Origin of the sequence: Pseudotabrizicola algicola (genome assembly GCF_010915705.1) — a bacterium.
GTDB lineage: Bacteria > Pseudomonadota > Alphaproteobacteria > Rhodobacterales > Rhodobacteraceae > Pseudotabrizicola > Pseudotabrizicola algicola.
In genome coordinates this window covers 18832-34864 of sequence record NZ_JAAIKE010000006.1, presented here as the reverse complement: position 1 = coordinate 34864, position 16033 = coordinate 18832, and the positions used below count along the sequence as shown (strand labels likewise).

Genomic DNA, 16033 nt, shown 5'->3' with positions numbered 1-16033 from the left:
CGCAAGCGAAGGCGCGCTTCCAGTGTGCGATTGGCCTATTTGCCGCGATAATGCTGCAGGACAAACACGCGGATGGCCGAGGCCAGTCCTTCATCACCCTGACGGCCCGCGTCGATGCGCGCGGCGAGCGCATTTACGGTCTCGCCGCTCTCGGTGGCAATCGCGCGGAAGGCATCCCAGAAACTGGGCTCCAGCGTGACGCTGGTGCGGTGTCCGTGCAGGGTGAGCGAGTGTTTTGCGGGGCGGTTAGACATGGGTCCAGTCTAGCGGGGGTTCCGCGTTGCGCAAAGGGTGGAACCTGTTGGCCTTGCGCGGGTTGGACCCTCAGGCCCGCGCGCGCCCCGCTGCGCGGTCATCTGCCGCCTTTCACCCGCCTGCGCACAAGGAAAACCCGATGCTGCCACTTGCCACCTATCGCCTGCAAATGCGCAACGGCGTGGATTTTGACACGGTTATCGCGGATATCGATGCCCTGACCCGCCTTGGTATCAGCCATCTTTATCTTTCGCCGGTGTTCACGGCGACGACAGGCTCCACTCACGGCTATGATGTGACGCGCCCCGACGAGATTGATCCGGCCTTGGGCGGTCTGGAGGGGTTCCGGCGCCTTGCCGAAGCGGCGCGGGCGCGGGGCCTTGGCATCATCCTTGACATCGTGCCCAATCACACGGCCTTTTCGCTGGAAAACCCGTGGCTGGTGGATGTGCTGCGGCACGGGCAGGCCAGCCGCTATGCGCAGCATTTCGACATCGACTGGTCGGCGGGCCGTCTGGTGCTGCCGTGGTTGGCGCGCCCGGTTCAGGCGCTTCTGGCCGAGGGGGCCCTGCACGTGGGACAGGACGCGCGCCTTGGCCCGGTTCTGGTTGTGGACGATCTGCGGCTGCCCTTGCAGGGTGACACGCAGGGGCCGCTGGAAGAGGTGCTGGAGCGGCAAAGCTGGCATCTGGCGGATTGGCAGGCGGGCAGCGACAGCATCACCCATCGGCGGTTTTTCAACATCACCGATCTGATCAGCATGCGGGTCGACCGCCCCGAGGTGTTTGATGACACGCATGCGCTCGTGCTTGATCTGGTGGCGCGGGGCGATGTGCAGGGGTTGCGGATCGACCATATCGACGGGCTGCGCGCGCCGGGGGCCTATCTGGAACGCCTGCGCGGCAGGGTTGGGCCGGATGTGCCGATCTGGGTCGAAAAGATCCTTGTGGGGGATGAGCCTTTGCCTGACTGGCCGGTCGAAGGCACGACCGGATATGAACACGCGCGCGACATAGCGCGGGTGCTGACCCCGCCCGCCGGAGTTGCCGCGCTCGGGGCGCTGTGGTCTGGCGCGGTGGCGCGCGGCACGGATTATGCGGCCACGCTGACAGCGGCCAAGCGGGATATTCTGCGCCATGATCTGGCCGCCGAGGTCTTGCGCCTGGTCGATCTTGCGCGCGCGGCACTCAAGGATGATCCGGAGCATGACCCCGGCCCCGAAACCTTGCGCCAATCGGTGATCGGGATGCTGGAGGGGATGCCGGTTTATCGCACCTATTTCGGCGAGGCGCACCAGGCGGCAGAAGATGCCGCCGCGCCGCTGGACGCGATGCGCGCGCATGTGGCCGCCACGTTGCGTCCGCCCCTGACCGCGCTGCGTCTGATCGATGTGCTGGCAGAGGCGCAATCGCCCGAGGAAGCCGCGTTCCGCGATCTCTTCCAGCAGACAAGCGGGGCGGTTCTGGCGAAATCTGCCGAAGATACCGCGCTTTACCGCTTTGTTCCCTATCCTGCCGCCTGTGAGGTGGGGGCCTCGCCCGAGGCGCCGACCCTGCCGCCCGAGGAATTTGCGCAAACCTGGGCGTCGATGCCCGCAGGGGCCATGGTGCTGACCTCGACGCATGACACCAAGCGCAGCGAGGATGCTCGCATGCGTCTGGTGGCCTGCGCGGTGCTGCCCGATGCCGTGCAGGTGCTGTGGCACGAGACCTGCGCGCTGCCGCGGGTGCAGGCCGCGCTTGCGGGCGGGATGCGCAAGGAAGAACTCTGGACGCTGATGCACAGCCTGCTGGCCGCATGGCAGCCCGCCGACCTTGCGCCCGATCTGGCAGAGCGCGTAGCGGGCTATCTGCAAAAGGCGATGCGCGAGGCGAAAGAGATCTCCGTGCCGGGCTACCCTAATGATGCCGCCGAGGCCCCGGCCCTTGGCCTTGCGCGGGCCCTGACGGTGTTGTGGCAGGCCAATCTTCCCGAAGCGGCGGCGGCCCTGATCGACCGTGGCGAGGTGCTGTCGCTTGTGCAACTGGCCCTGAAGCTGCTGGCACGCGGGGTGCCCGATATTTACCGCGGCTGCGAGGGGCCGTCCTTCAGCCTCACCGATCCTGACAACCGCCGTGCGGTTGACCTTAAGGCGCTCTCGGCGCTGGACCAGCAACAGGATTTCGCGGGGCGCAAGTATCGGCTGACGCGCAGCCTGTTGTCCCTGCGGGCGCGCCGCATCAGCGACCTGCGCGGCGCAGGCGGAACGCAGGTCGAAGCGGCAGGGCGCGGCTATCTGGTGCGCCGCCAAACGGCGAGCGGGGTGATTTGCGCCGAGATCCGTCCGGGGCGCGAGCCGGTGCTGCGCCATGAAGCGGATGAACAGGCGGCGTGAAGGGCCGATCCCCGCACGCCGCCAATGCGGCACATTGAAAAGCCCCCGCCCCCAAATGAGGGGGCGGGGGCCGTTGTGGGCGAAACGGGGGCTTAGAACGTCACGCTGAAATGCTCGCCCGTGTCAGGCTGTTTGCCGGTCAGCTTGGATTTGACCAGCTCGAAGGCAAAGCCCATCCCGCCCGAGGTCAACCACACCTCGGCCTCGGTAGGCACAAGGCGGATCAGGCGGATGTCGGGATCATCGATGCCGTCAAACCAGCTGCTGGCCACAGGGTTCCACAGCTCTTCGAGCTTGGCGCGATCCTGCACAAGACTGGCGCTGCCTTCGATGCGGGCGTGGATGTTGCTCTCGCCCGTCACGATCAGCGACGCATCGCTTTGGCCGCTTGTGATCGCCTCGACAAGCGCGGTGCCCTGCGCGGTGATGAACCAGATGGCGCGGTCCTCCTTGCGGGCATAGGGCGACATCGGCACATGGCGCGCATCGCCCACCGACAACATGGCGGAATGCACGCTTTCCATTTCTTTCCAGAAGCGATCAATCAACATGATGAACCTTTTTGATTTGGGATGCGGGCAAATGGCCCGCTTGCCGGAGTCAACGCCCCGGCCTTTGCGAGGTTCCCTGCGCGGGGCAGGCGATGCAAAGAGCAGAAGGCGGCGATCACGCTGTTGGCATTTGGCGGCACGGGGCCGCGCGCCTATCTTGCGCAGGTCCGCCTGCCGGGTTCCGGCGTCGCATCAAGGAGCCGCCGCACCATGACCCCGCCCCCCACGTCCGCCGAAGCCCGTGGCCTGCATGCCGCGCGCGAGATAGAGGGCCATCTGTCCGCGCTGGAGACATTCACGCCGATGGCTTTGGGCGTTTTGTCGGTGGCATCGGGGATTTACACCTACCTTGGCGTGTCCTCGCTCTTGAACAACAGCGGCGCGCTGACCTTTTTTGCGGCGGTCGCCTATTCGCTGGCGGTCTCGGTGGCGATCTTCGTGTTCTGGAGCTATCTGATCCGGCTCTTGCCCGCGATGCGGTCGGCGGCGTCGCGTCTGGGCCTGTTTTTGTCCATGGCGCTGGGGTCTTTGGCGATCATCGCAATGTCAAGCTGGCTGAACGCGGCGGCCTTGGCCGGATCGGCGGCGGTCGAGCAGCATCTGGCCAAGACGGTGCAGCAGTATCAGGTCGGTCTGGAGCAGGCGCACCGTGTGGCGGTCGCCGCGCAGGGGCTTGGCCTTGATGTGGCGCGCACGCGCCAGAGCTTTCAGGACCTGTCGGCGCAAGAGGCAACGGGCAATCTTTCCGGCACCGCGGGGCGGGGGGCGGTGTTTCGGGTGCTGATCCAGAAAGCCGATGAATTGGCCGGGCTGGAGGCCCAGATTGCCGCGCAAGGCCCCTTGGTCGATGCCGCTTTCGCCGAAGGAAACCAGATCCTGAGCAGGATGCGGGCATTGACCGCCTCGGTCGGGGACGTCGAGCAAAGATCGGTGGAGTTTGCCGAAGAATCGGTGCGGCTGGCGGGGCTGATCGCGCAGTTGCGCCAGCTGTCGGTCGCCCCCCTTGTCGCGCGGGCGGCGCAGGATCTGTCGGCCTCGGTCGTGGTGCCAGAGCTTGACGGATCAACCGACAGCATCCGCAGCGACCAGCGCAGCACCATTGATGCGGTGCTGACCCTGCTTGCCCAGCGTGCCACCACCCTGAAGGCGGCGGCGGACGAGGTGCTGGCGATGCCCACCCCGGATGATACCACCTATGCTCCGATATCGACCGCCGATGCGGTGCTGCGCTATGCGGGCGATTTCATCCCGTCCTGGGCGGGGGCGATTGCGATCGATCTTCTGCCTGCCGTGCTGGTGCTGATCATGATGGTGGCGCAAGGCGCGATCAGGGCCGAGCGCGGCACCGTCGCGCCCGAGGAAACCATGACGCTGGCCGAGGTCCGTGCCGCCGTGATGGCCCTGCGGGCGCTGGAGCCGCCGCCTGCAACGGGCCCCGGCTCTGCCCCGGTTGCCGCGCCGGAACCCCTGCGCATGGCTGCGGCAGAGCCTGCGGGGCCAGCAGCCCAGCCCGATGTGCCGCCGCCGCACCTCATCAGCGGCACCCGCTGATGCGCGGTTTGCGGGTGCCCCGGTCGGGGCGGGTGTTGCAGGCGATGCTGATGGTGCAGATTGCCCTTGCCGGACTCATCATCGCCGGCGACTTCCAGCAGGTGCTGCCCGGTCTCTTCCAGTCCAACCCGGCCCCGCCCGCCGCCGTGCCGGTGCGGCCGGGGGACCAGACCCGCCGCTATGCACCGCGCGACCTGCCGCGCCAGCAGCCCGCTTCGCCCGAATTTCCCCGCAGCGATTCCGTTCCGGCGCGATTGCAATTCACGGAAACCGAGGTCGAGGGGCGCAAAACCCTCTTGGTCGAGGGCGCGATCGAACCCGGCGACAGCGCCCGTTTTGCCGATTATCTTGCAGCGCGCGGCACTTTGCCCGACCAGATCGCGCTGCACAGCCCCGGCGGATCGGTCACCGATGCGCTGGAGATTGGCCGCCAGATCCGCGCGGCCGGACTGCCGACCTTGATGCAAGGTGGCGCGGCCTGCTTTTCGGCCTGTCCCTATATCCTTGCAGGCGGGGCCGAGCGACGGGTCAGCCGCGGCGCGATGGTGGGGGTGCATCAACACTATTTCGGGGAAAACACGCTTTTGCCCGCCTTTGTCGCGGTGGAAAGCATCCAGCACGGGCAGGCCGATGTGCTGGATTATCTTGGCGAGATGGGGATTGACCTGCGCCTGTCGGCCCGCGCCATGCAGACCCCGCCCGCCAGCATCTACATTCTGGTCGAGGACGAGCTGACCGAGTTCGCTCTGGCCACCCAGATGCTGGACTGACGCGTTTGGCCCGCCCTGCGGCGGGTCAAAGCTGCGGCAGTTTTCGCGCTTGTGCCGAGGCGGTCACGATCTGCGCGATGCGTGCCGCGCGCGTTTCGGCGCGTTTGGCATTGTGAAGCCAGCGCAGCACATTGCGCCGGTAGCTGGGGGCCGCGGCGCTGAAAAACCGATCCGCGCTGCCGCTGGCGGCGAGCGCCTCGGCCAGATCCGGCGGCACCTGCAGCGCGTCAACCGCTGCCGTTTCATCCCAGCGACCCGCCGCTTTGGCCGCGGCGATGGCCGCGAGTCCGGCGGGGTGCATCCGGCCCTCGGCCTCCAGCCGCGCGGCGCGCTGCTTGTAGGTTGCCGCCCAGGCCTGTTGCTTGCGGGGCGAGATCAACTGCATGGTCCGATGCGCATCCAGCTTGCGCCGGACCCCGTCGATCCAGCCGAAGGCCACCAGTTCATCGAGCACCTCACTGACCGGGACATAGGGCGCGCCGGGGGCCTTCTTCCATGTGACGAGCCACACGCTGTCTGACTGCGCATGGTGCAGCGTAAGCCAGTCGCGCAGGGCGGCAGCGGATTGCACCTCGATTTGCGCAAATTTCTCTGTCTGGATCATCGTCGCCGCCACCCCATCTGCCCCGGATCAACCGCCCGTCGGCCCCGCGCCACAAGGGATGGCGCAGCGCGGCGGCTTTTCAAGGGTCTTTCAGCTTGGGGGTGGGTGGCAGGTGTGCCGCGGGCGCGATTGGCCCCGCAACGCCCATCGCGGGCTTGAATGCGCTTCTGCCCGTCGGGCCACGCTTCGCGGGATTTTGGTTGGGCCCCCGCCGGAGGTCGCATCTGCACCTTCACATAATAGCGACTTCCGGCGACCGGTTCGATGCTCTTCGCCGCGTCGCCGAGTTTGTGTTTGCGGCTACCATCTCGAACTGGCAACCGCCGCCAGACAAGAGGTCACCCCGGGGTCAGATGCGCCCGGTGACAGTTCTTTAGTCTATAGATCAGGGGAAAGTGGCAGCCCGTAGGGGAGTCGAACCCCTCTTCCCAGGTTGAAAACCTGGTGTCCTAACCGATAGACGAACGGGCCACGCTGTCGGTGAGGGGTATCTAGTGGGCTTCCCACTGACTCGCAAGAGGAAAAACGATCTGATCAGCCGGAAGCGGGGGCGGCGTCGTCCAGTCGCAGTTGCACCTTTGTGCGACCGCCCCAGTGGTTCAGTTCCAGCCGTCCGGCCAGATGGAAACGGCGGTGACCTGCGCCGTCAAGCGCCGGCCCCAGCGGCGAGTCGAAGGCGCCGAAGGCCATCGCCTCCACCTGCGCGCCCATCCCGTCCGACAGCACCAGCTTCAGGTGCTTCTCGCCGATCCGGCGCGGTGCCACGCCGATATCGGCAAAGGCGAATCTCGGGGCGGGCGCGCCTTGGCCGAAGGGACCGGCGGCCTCGATCTGCTCGACAAAGCCGGGGGTGCAGGCCGAGGGCATCAGCAGGCTGTCGATCCGCAGATCGCGTGGCTCCTCGCTGCCTGCGCCTTGCCTCGCGAGCAAATCCGCCAGCCGCGTCATGGCTTCGTCCAGCCGCTCTTGCATGACCGTCAGCCCGGCTGCCATCTTGTGCCCGCCACCCTTGAGCAAGACGCCTTCGGCGGCTGCCCGCTGCACCACGGCCCCCAGATCGACCCCTGTGACCGAGCGGCCAGACCCTTTGCCGATGCCGCCCTCCAGCCCGATCACGATTGCAGGACGATTGAAGGCCTCTTTCAGGCGGGCGGCGACAATGCCGACCACGCCGGGGTGCCAGCCCTCGCCTGCCGCCCAGACAAGCGGGGCATCCGCGCCTCGCGCCTCGGCCTGTGCCATCGCTTCTTCGCGCACACGTTCGGTGATCTCGCGCCGCTCTGTGTTCAGCTCATCCAGCCGGGCGGCCATTGCGGCGGCGGTGCGCGGATCATCGCAGGCCAGCAGCCGTGCGCCCAGATCGGCCTGCCCGATCCGCCCGCCCGCGTTCACCCGTGGCCCCAGCACGAAACCCAGCGCATAGGGGGTGGGGGCCTGATCCATCCGCGCCACATCGGACAGGGCCACCAGACCTGTCCGTTCGCGCCGTGCCATCACCCGCAGGCCCTGCCGCACCAGCGCGCGGTTGACCCCGACCAGCGGGGCCACATCCGCCACCGTGGCCAGCGCCACCAGATCAAGCATCGCCATCAGGTCCGGCCCTTGCACGCCCTCGGCGCGCAGGCGGCGGTTGGCCTCGACCAGCATCAGGAACACCACCGAAGCGGCGCACAGATGCGCCAGATCGCCGTTTTCATCCTGCCGGTTCGGGTTCACCACGGCGACGGCGGGGGGCAGCGTCTCTGCGCCCAGATGGTGATCCAGTACCACCACATCACAGCCCGCCGCCGCAATCGGCTCGTGGCTCAGCGTGCCGCAATCGACGCAGAGGATCAGATCATGCGCCGCGCCCAAAGCCTGCATCGCGGGGACATTCGGGCCATAGCCCTCGTCGATCCGGTCGGGAATATAAAGCGTGGCCTCGCGCCCCATCGCGCGCAGCCAGACGATCAACAGCGCGGCAGAAGCGCCGCCATCGACATCGTAATCGGCGAAGATGGCGATGCGCTGGCGCTGGCGCAGGGCATGGAGGAAACGGTCGGTCGCAGGTCCCATGTCGCGCAGGGTCAGCGGATCGGGCAGCAGATCGCGGAGGACGGGGGCGAGGAAGGCCGGCGCATCGGCGGGCGACACCCCGCGCCGCACCAGCGTGTGGCAAAGCGCCATCGGCAGCCGGGTCTGCTGCGCCATCGCCTCGGCGAGGCGTTCCTCCTCGACGGCAGGGCCGGTCCAGCGGCGACCGAGGACAGAGGCTTCGACGTTGAGGAATGCGCGTGTCATCGTTTTGGTCTGCACCAGCGGGGGCGGCGCTTCAACCTGAAATGTGGCTCCGGAGGCGTCCGGGGAACGCCTCCGGCGGGAGTATTTGGGCAAGCAGCAATGGAGGGGGAGCAGGGCATGGTTTGCGCCCCCGCCAAGTCAGCGGCGGATCGGGTTGCGGTAGGTCATGCGGCGCACCGAGCCGGTTTTCGACCGCATCAGGATGGTTTCGGTGGTCAGGTGGGTGGGCTCGCGCCGGATGCCGGCAAGCAGGCTGCCGTCGGTCACGCCGGTCGCGGCGAAGATCACGTCGCCGCGCACGAGGTCGTCGCGGGTGTAGACGCGGTCGAAGTTCTCGATGCCGGCCTTGCGGGCGCGGGCGCGCTCGTCATCGTTGCGGAAGAGGAGCTTGCCGAAGAACTGGCCGCCCATGCATTTCAGGGCCGCCGCCGCCAGCACGCCTTCGGGTGCGCCGCCGGAACCCATGTACATGTCGATGCCGGTCAGGTCGGGTTCGGCGCAGTGCATGACACCCGCGACGTCGCCATCGGTGATGAGGCGGATGGCGGCGCCGGTGGAGCGGATCTCGGCGATCATCTCTTCGTGGCGGGGCCGTTCCAGCACGCAGACGGTGATGTCATTGGTCGAGCAGCCCTTGGCGGCGGCGAGGGCGGAGACGCGTTCGGAGGGGGTCATGGCCAGCGTGACGGTGCCGGGGCGGTGGCCGGGACCGATGGCGAGCTTGTCCATGTAGACGTCGGGGGCGTGCAGGAGGCTGCCGCGCGGGGCCATCGCGATCACGGTCAGGGCGTTGGGCATGTCCTTGGCGGTGAGGGTGGTGCCTTCGAGCGGATCGAGGGCGATGTCGACGGCGGGGCCGTTGCCGGTGCCGACCTCCTCGCCGATGTAGAGCATCGGGGCCTCGTCGCGCTCGCCCTCGCCGATCACGACGACGCCCTTGATGTCGAGCAGGTTCAGCTGGTCGCGCATGGCGTTCACGGCGGCCTGGTCGGCGGCTTTCTCATCGCCGCGGCCGATCAGGTTGGCGCTGGCCAAGGCCGCGGCCTCGGACACGCGGGCGAGGCCGAGCGAGAGCAGGCGGTCCTGAAACTCGGCGACTTTGGGCGGGGCGACGGGCATGATCTGTCCTTTTTCGGGAAATGCTTTGGCTTCGGGTTTAGCCTGCCCTGTCCGATGGGGGCAAGCCTGATGGCGCTAACCTTCGGGGAAATCGCGGCCCCGCCTGAAAAGGCGGCGATGCCTGCATTGCCCCGCGTGTTACAGGGACGATCTTGAGGTATTTCAAAGCGTTGATCTGTGTGTGTTAAGGAAACGGTAAGGATTTGAGCGGGAGCGGCGGGGCCGAGGGGCGGCGGCGCGCCAGATTGCGCCTGCGGGGAGGCAGTTGCGCAGGAAGGGGGGAGGGCGTGCGATTGGGGGCCTGTGCCGGACGGGGCAGGGGGGCGGTTGGAGTCTGACTGCGGGCGGCATTTGCAGACAAAGGGGCGCGCGCGTGGGCGGGCGGGTTTGGCGGGCGGGTTTGGCGGGGGAGGCGGCGGGCAGGGGTGTGACGGATCTGGCGGGAGCAAGGATTACCGCGCGCGCAAGGCACTTCAGACCCCCATTGTAGTTCCCGCGCAGCATGTCGACGAGCAGGGATGGGGGTGCGCTTGCGGGCCTGTGCGGGGCGGGGCGGGGGGCGGTTGGAGTCTGACTGCGGGCGGCATTTGCGAGCGAAGGGGCCCGTGCGGGGGCGGGCTTGGCGGGGGAGGCGGCGAGCAGGGGTGTGACGGATCTGGCGGGAGCAGGGATAACCGCGCGCGCAAGGCACTTCAGACCCCCATTGTAGTTCCCGCGCAGCATGTCGAGGAGCAGGGATGGGCGAGCGATTGGGGGCCTGTGCGGGGCGGGGCAGGGGGGCGGTTGGAGTCTGATTGCGGGCGGCATTTGCGAACGAAGGGGCGCGCGGGGGGCGGGCTTGGCGGCGGAGGCGGCGGGCAGGGTGTGACGGATCTGGCGGCGAGCAGGATGGGCGCGCGCAAGGCGCTTGCCCTGTCGTGCCGCAGTCGCCGCCGTCCGCTCCGCCCTGACGCTGCCGCGACGCTGGGGGCAAATGCCTTGGGGCCGCGCTGCGAGGTCTGGCGGAGGCAGAAGGGCAGGCAGGTCCAGCGAAGTGGCGGGCGGGATCAGACCTCTTCGATGCGGATGGCGGCGGGGGCGCCGATGAGCACGCCTGTCGTGTCGAACTGGGCCAGCGCATAGGCGACATCGGCAGGCGACGCCTTGTGCGTCACGATCAGCACGGTGGCCTTGTTGTCGGCCTCGTTGGGCTGGTTCAACTGGCGCATCTGGTCGATGGAGATGCCTGCCTCGCCCAGTGCTGTCGCGATCTTGGCCAGCGCGCCCGGTTTGTCGAGCAGCGTCATGCGCAGGTAATAGGGCGCGGGCGTCGCGGATTTCGCGGCCACAGGTTCGGCCAGCGAGGCGGCGGGGCGGCCAAAGGTGGAGAGCCGAGTGCCGCGCGCGATGTCGATGACATCGGCCATCACCGCGCTGGCGGTGGGGCCTGCGCCCGCGCCCGCGCCGCGCATCACGATCTGGCCCACGGAGTCGCCTTCGAGCACCACCATGTTGGTGCCGCCCTGCAACTGGCCGAGCGGGCTTTCGGCGGGGACGAGGCAAGGCGTCATGCGCTGTTCCAGCCCGCGGCCCGTCATCTGCGCCACACCGAGGAGCTTGATGTGATAGCCCATGTCGTCGGCGAGGTTGATATCGTCGATCGAGACGTTGCCGATGCCTTCGAGTTCCACATTGTCGAAGCTGACCCGCGTGCCGAAGGCGATGGCTGCGAGCAGGCTGAGCTTGTGGCCCGCGTCGATGCCCCCGACATCGAGGTTCGGATCGGCTTCGAGATAGCCAAGCTGGCGCGCCTCTTCGAACACCGTCTCGTAGGGCAGGCCCGCTGCCTGCATCCGGGTGAGGATGTAGTTGCAGGTGCCGTTCATCACACCCATCACACGCCGCATCTGGTTGCCTGCCAGCCCTTCGGTGAGCGTCTTGATGACGGGGATGCCGCCTGCGACGGCGGCTTCGAAGCGGATCACGCGGCCTGCGGCTTCGGCGGCGAGCGCGAGGGCATGGCCGTGATGGGCCAGCAGCGCCTTGTTGGCGGTGACGATATCCTTGCCGGTGGCGATTGCGGCCTCGGTGGCAAGGCGGGCGGGGCCTTCGTGGCCGCCCATCACCTCGACAAACACGTCGATGTCATTGCGGCGGGCGAGGGCCACGGGATCGGCTTCCCAATGATAGGTCGACAGGTCGGCGTCGCGGTTCTTCTGCGGATCGCGGGCCGAGACGGCGGTGATCTCGACCGGGCGGCCCGCGCGGGCGGCGATCAGGTCGGCATGGGATTGCACGATCTTGACGACGCCGATGCCGACGGTGCCCAGACCGGCAAGACCAATTCGCAAGGGGGCTGGCATGGGGCGACTCCGTCTGTCTGTGGCGTGGCGTTCGGGGCGGTCTTAGCGCGCCTGTCGGGGCAAGGCAACGCGGGCCGGCGGGCGGAAGGGCGGGAAAAACGCGGGCCGGGGCATGGCGCGCGCGGGGGCGGCTATTCGCGGCGCAGGCGGTCGGCGCGGGCGCGCAACTGTTCGGCCCGCGCGGTGACGGGGGCGGTGGCGGCGGCGCCGTTGCCCAACGCGTCGGCTTGCGCCAGCAGCCCGTCGATCGGCACCAGAACCGGCGCGGGTCCGGGGGCTGCGGCGCGGGTGGCGGTGGCGAAATCGGGCAGGGGCGCGCAGCCTGACAGGCCGAGGCCGAGGCAGGCGGCAAGCGCCATGCGGCGGGAAAGGCGGGGGTGGTGCATGGTCTGGCATCCGTCGGCGGCGGCAGGCTGCGCCGCATGGGCCAAAGCCTAGGCAGGATCGCGGTTGCGGGCAAGGGGGGCTCGGGGCGATGTTTTCGGGGGCGCGTTTCGGGGGACGGGCGTGGCATCTGGACCCTATCGCGGGGGCGGCGGCTGGTTTATGGCTTGGCAAACCCGAGCGAGGAGCCGCCACGATGCCCGATCCGTCCGACCTGACGCCCGAGATGCCCGCAGCGGCCCAAGGCGCGATTCTGGCCGAGCTGCGGCCATCGCCGCCGCGGCGGGTGCTGGGGGTGGCGATTCTGGCGGCTTTGGGGGGCACGCTGGTGTGGCTGGCACTGGCCTTTCCGCCTGCGGCTTTCGGCTGGCTTCTGGTCCTGCTGGCGCTGGGTGTTTCGGCGCTCTGGCTGGCGGTGCGCATGTGGCAGGTGAGCGGCGCGTCGCTGGTGCTGACGCGCGAGGTGCTGCGCGACGGGTCGGGCATGGTGCTGGCGCGGGTGGAGGATATCCGCGCGGTCAATCGCGGGGTGTTTGCCTTCAAGCCGGCGGGGGGGTTCACGCTTTCGCTGCGGCAGAGCGGCCCGCGCGGCTGGGCGCCGGGGCTGTGGTGGCGGCTGGGGCGGTCGGTGGGCGTGGGCGGCGTGACCCACCGGCACGAGGCGCGTTACATGGCCGAGGTGCTGGACGAGCTGATCAAGCCGCGCTGAGTGCCGCAGGCCGGTTTGCCGCGCCCGCAGGTCGGGGCGCGGCTGCGGGGGGCGGCTGGCCTTAGCCGCAGGCGACGCCCTGCATGCAGATCTTGGGCAGGAAGCGCGGGCGGGTGACGACGACGTTGCGCATCGGGCCGGTGTCGATGTCGTTGATGATCATGTCGACCGCGCCGAGGATCGGCCGGAATTCCACCGTCGTTTCCACCACGATCAGCGCGTCGCCGTCATACATCACGGGCAGGTGGCTCTGGATCGTCGGCAGGGTTTCGGTGGTGAGGCGCGGGATGGTGGGGACGCTGGAGCGGGACCACAGCACCTCGTATCTTGCGCGGGCCTGACTGTAGAACACCGAGGTGATGCGGGTGCGGGTCGGCAGCGAGGGGCCCATCATGTATTGCATGGTGTTGAACATGCCCTGCACATAGACCTCGGTCACGTTGTCCTGCTTGCGGGTGATGAGGTCGGACACCGCGTAGGATGCCTTTTGCGAGCGGTTGGCCACGTCGAAGGCATCCCAGAAGGTGAAGGTGCCGAGGATGCAGAACAGGTAGAGCGGCAGCACGAGGATCATCTCGGCCGAGGCGAGCCCGTCTTCGTTGCGGCGGAAGCGGCGCAGGGCGTGGCGGAGCAGGGTCAGGGGGGTTTTCATGGCGATCCTTTCCCGATGATCAAGACGGTTCGTTCACGAAAGACGAAATCGAGGCGATGCCGATGCCGCCCGAGCCATCGCGGAAAAGCTGCCGGCCGAAGATCATGTTCGGGAACAGCACCGGCAGCACGATGCAGGCGCGCACCAGCATCAGTTCCTGCTGGCGGCCCAGATCGAAATTGACGACGGGCTGGATTTCCTCGTCATTGTTCACGCAGGTGACGGGGGTTTGCGGCATGGCCCATGTCACCGTCGACACCGATTGCAGTTCGATCATCATCTGGTCTTCGCAATTGCCGATGATCCGCGCGCGGTTGCAGATGCTTTGCTTGAGCGTCTCTTGCGTGGGGTTCTGCATCAGGCCAAGGCGCAGCTCGCGCATCGACACGTCGAGCGCGTGATCGAGCATCACCGACTTGATGGTGATGATGCCCAGTTCGGCGGCCCAGAAGAACATGCTGATGTAGACCGGGAAGAACAGGGCGAACTCCACCGAGGCAAGGCCGCGTTCATCCTTGCGGAAGGGGCGAAAGAGCGAGCGCAGGCGGGACATCATTGGGTCAACTTCAGCTGGGTGATGTTGGTCGCGATGGAGCGGAAGGCGGTGCGGATTTCCAGCCCCTGCGCGTTGAAGTAATGCGCGGGCGAGGAGGCGCAGTTGGCAATCGCCGTCTGGCCGTTCGGCGGGGCCTCGAAGGCGATGCCGTAGACCAGCACGTTGCGCGCGCGGGCCTGACCGCAGACGTTGGCAAGCTGGCTGTCCATCGTGGAGGTCGGCGTCTGGGTGCGGATGGCGTTCATCGCATTGGCCTGCGTGAGGCCCAGCGGGCGCGCATAAAGCTGCTGTGCCACCCATGCCACCCGCACGCTGTTCCAGACCTGCGGCCATGTCTGCTGTGTCGCCCCGCTGTAGGTGGCGGTGGTGCTGTAGCAGGTCGAGCTGGACGGCGTAGTGCTGTTCCACGGGCGCGAATGCCATGCGTTCAGATGCGGCACATAGAAGGGGCGGCTGTTGCAGATGTTGGTGGCAGAGGAGGTGTTCACACGCGACGAATGGAAGATGGAAAACAGCGTGTCGGAGTTGCCGCGCCAGATCGGCGAGGTTCCGGCACGGAAACCGGCGTTGACCCGTTCTTCGGCGAAGTGTTCACCGTCGGTCATCAGCACGACGATCTTCATCGCTTCGCGGTCGCCGAAGTTGAAGGGACGGTTGTTGAAGTAGGACGGTGTCTGGCCGGCCGCGATCATGCCCGAATAAAGCGTTCTGGCCGAGGGATCGAGCAGCGCCATGCCCCATTTCATGCCGGCGTTGATCGAGGTCGCGCCGATGGCCTGCAGGCCGCTGATATGCGCCTTGAGCGCGGTGCGGTTGTTGGTGGGCGCCCGGATGAAATTGGTATTGCTGACGGTCCCGTTGACGGTGGGCGGGCACCAGCGGTTGCCGGTGTTCACCACGGCATTGGAATGGGTGGGCGCGATGTAACTGCCGGTTGTGGTCGTCGAATAGGTGTCGGCGTGGGCGGTGACGGGCATCGCGGTGTTGAGGGGCAGCGACAGGTTGCCGTAGACCGAACTGGGCAGATCAAAGCAGTTCACGGTGGCGACGCCATGATCGTCGATCCGGTTGGTGAACAGCTGCTGCATGTTTTCGGGCAGGTTCACCTGTCCGTTGAACGGAACGATGCTGATCGACACCCGGTTTTCTGTATCCTGATCGAGCACGGTGTCGATGAATTCGTTCGCCGCCGTCTTGAGGTTCACCAGCCGGCTTGAATCGTTCATCGACCCCGACACGTCGAGCACCATCACGATTTCGATGTTGTTGATGCGCTGTTCGGCACTGGCGCGGCCGCGCGCCACCAGCTTGGTGCTGTTGGACATGTCATAGAGGTTCATGAAGATCGGCGTGATTTCCTTCTCGGCCTCGGCGCGCACGGTCGAGGCGTTGAAGGTGCGCTCGAAGGAGACCGAGCGCAGATGGTCGGTCATGTTGGCCTTGGCAAAGTAATCGCGCACCACCGCTTCGGCATCCAGTTGCTGCGTGAGCGAGGCGGCGGCCAGCGTGGCGCGGTCCAGCGTCTGCTGCTGCTTGGTGCGCATGGTTTCGAAGTTGATGATATCGACCCCGATCCCTGCGAGCATCAGCATCAGCGTCAGCATCACGGTGGTGAAGATAAGGATGTGGCCGTCTTCGTCGCGTGCAAAACGCAGGGCAGATTTCCGCGAAAACCTCATGGCAGCACTCTTCATTCTGCGGTCCGATCCCAAGTCGCTATGCGCCGCAGAACCGCCCCCACGGGTCTACAGCTTTGTTAAACACCGTTCACCTAAGCGAGGGGGCGGGGCAAAATTATGGCAAGCCGGGGCGCGGGCGGGCTGGCGTTGCCGTTCTGGAAACAATCGCGGATTGTGGTGCGAATTGTGCTAGAGTGGGAAACGCAG

Annotated in this window: 14 protein-coding genes and 1 tRNA gene; 4 read left to right on the top strand and 11 right to left on the bottom strand. The window is 67.2% G+C overall.

Features of this window, described 5'->3' with window-relative positions:
• Positions 1-35: 35 nt before the first annotated feature.
• On the bottom strand, positions 36-254 hold the full coding sequence (locus G3572_RS16360; RefSeq protein WP_164613870.1) for a ribbon-helix-helix domain-containing protein: 219 nt from the start codon (positions 252-254) through the stop codon (positions 36-38).
• A 140-nt stretch (positions 255-394) separates the two neighbouring features.
• On the opposite strand from G3572_RS16360, the gene treY reads away from it, so the two are divergent.
• Positions 395-2629: a malto-oligosyltrehalose synthase gene (gene treY, locus G3572_RS16355; protein WP_164613868.1), complete on the top strand. Its 2235-nt coding sequence runs from the start codon at positions 395-397 to the stop codon at positions 2627-2629.
• A 92-nt stretch (positions 2630-2721) separates the two neighbouring features.
• On the opposite strand, the gene G3572_RS16350 is transcribed toward treY, so the two are convergent.
• Positions 2722-3180 (bottom strand): pyridoxamine 5'-phosphate oxidase family protein, encoded by a 459-nt coding sequence (locus G3572_RS16350; protein ID WP_164613866.1) that lies wholly within the window; start codon positions 3178-3180, stop codon positions 2722-2724.
• Positions 3181-3390: 210 nt separating this feature from the next.
• Between G3572_RS16350 and G3572_RS16345 the strand changes: the two genes are divergently transcribed.
• Positions 3391-4731, top strand: coding sequence for a hypothetical protein (locus G3572_RS16345; RefSeq protein ID WP_240335597.1), 1341 nt, complete (start codon positions 3391-3393; stop codon positions 4729-4731).
• Entirely contained in the window at positions 4731-5501 is a 771-nt protein-coding gene (locus G3572_RS16340; RefSeq protein WP_164613865.1) for a COG3904 family protein, read from the top strand. The genes G3572_RS16345 and G3572_RS16340 overlap by 1 nt, the downstream gene beginning before the upstream one ends.
• 25 nt (positions 5502-5526) lie before the next feature.
• Here G3572_RS16340 and G3572_RS16335 read toward each other — a convergent pair whose 3' ends face one another.
• The 6 genes from G3572_RS16335 to G3572_RS16310 all read right to left on the bottom strand — a co-directional run bounded on the left by G3572_RS16335 (position 5527) and on the right by G3572_RS16310 (position 12232).
• Positions 5527-6105 (bottom strand): YdeI/OmpD-associated family protein, encoded by a 579-nt coding sequence (locus tag G3572_RS16335; protein ID WP_164613863.1) that lies wholly within the window; start codon positions 6103-6105, stop codon positions 5527-5529.
• Between the two features lie 396 nt (positions 6106-6501).
• Positions 6502-6576, bottom strand: a tRNA-Glu gene (locus G3572_RS16330).
• 63 nt (positions 6577-6639) lie between these two features.
• Positions 6640-8385 (bottom strand): single-stranded-DNA-specific exonuclease RecJ, encoded by a 1746-nt coding sequence (recJ, locus tag G3572_RS16325; RefSeq protein WP_164613861.1) that lies wholly within the window; start codon positions 8383-8385, stop codon positions 6640-6642.
• A gap of 138 nt (positions 8386-8523) precedes the next feature.
• The gene (gene glpX, locus G3572_RS16320; RefSeq protein WP_164613859.1) at positions 8524-9504 is read right to left on the bottom strand and encodes a class II fructose-bisphosphatase; all 981 of its coding nucleotides are present in this window, start codon (positions 9502-9504) and stop codon (positions 8524-8526) included.
• 1046 nt (positions 9505-10550) lie between these two features.
• Positions 10551-11846, bottom strand: coding sequence for a homoserine dehydrogenase (locus G3572_RS16315; RefSeq protein WP_164613857.1), 1296 nt, complete (start codon positions 11844-11846; stop codon positions 10551-10553).
• Positions 11847-11977: 131 nt separating this feature from the next.
• Complete coding sequence (locus G3572_RS16310; RefSeq protein ID WP_164613855.1) at positions 11978-12232, bottom strand: hypothetical protein; 255 nt, start codon at positions 12230-12232, stop codon at positions 11978-11980.
• Positions 12233-12426: 194 nt separating this feature from the next.
• Here G3572_RS16310 and G3572_RS16305 point away from each other — a divergent pair, with 194 nt between their 5' ends.
• The gene (locus G3572_RS16305) at positions 12427-12939 is read left to right on the top strand and encodes a hypothetical protein (protein WP_240335596.1); all 513 of its coding nucleotides are present in this window, start codon (positions 12427-12429) and stop codon (positions 12937-12939) included.
• Between the two features lie 61 nt (positions 12940-13000).
• Here G3572_RS16305 and G3572_RS16300 read toward each other — a convergent pair whose 3' ends face one another.
• The 3 genes from G3572_RS16300 to G3572_RS16290 are packed head-to-tail and all read right to left on the bottom strand — an operon-like array spanning position 13001 to position 15826.
• Complete coding sequence (locus tag G3572_RS16300) at positions 13001-13591, bottom strand: TadE/TadG family type IV pilus assembly protein (protein ID WP_164613853.1); 591 nt, start codon at positions 13589-13591, stop codon at positions 13001-13003.
• A gap of 19 nt (positions 13592-13610) precedes the next feature.
• A complete protein-coding gene (locus tag G3572_RS16295; protein ID WP_164613851.1) occupies positions 13611-14147 on the bottom strand; it encodes a TadE/TadG family type IV pilus assembly protein in 537 nt (178 codons plus the stop codon).
• Complete coding sequence (locus tag G3572_RS16290; protein WP_164613849.1) at positions 14144-15826, bottom strand: pilus assembly protein TadG-related protein; 1683 nt, start codon at positions 15824-15826, stop codon at positions 14144-14146. Before G3572_RS16290 ends, G3572_RS16295 begins: the two co-directional genes overlap by 4 nt.
• Positions 15827-16033 lie beyond the last annotated feature (207 nt).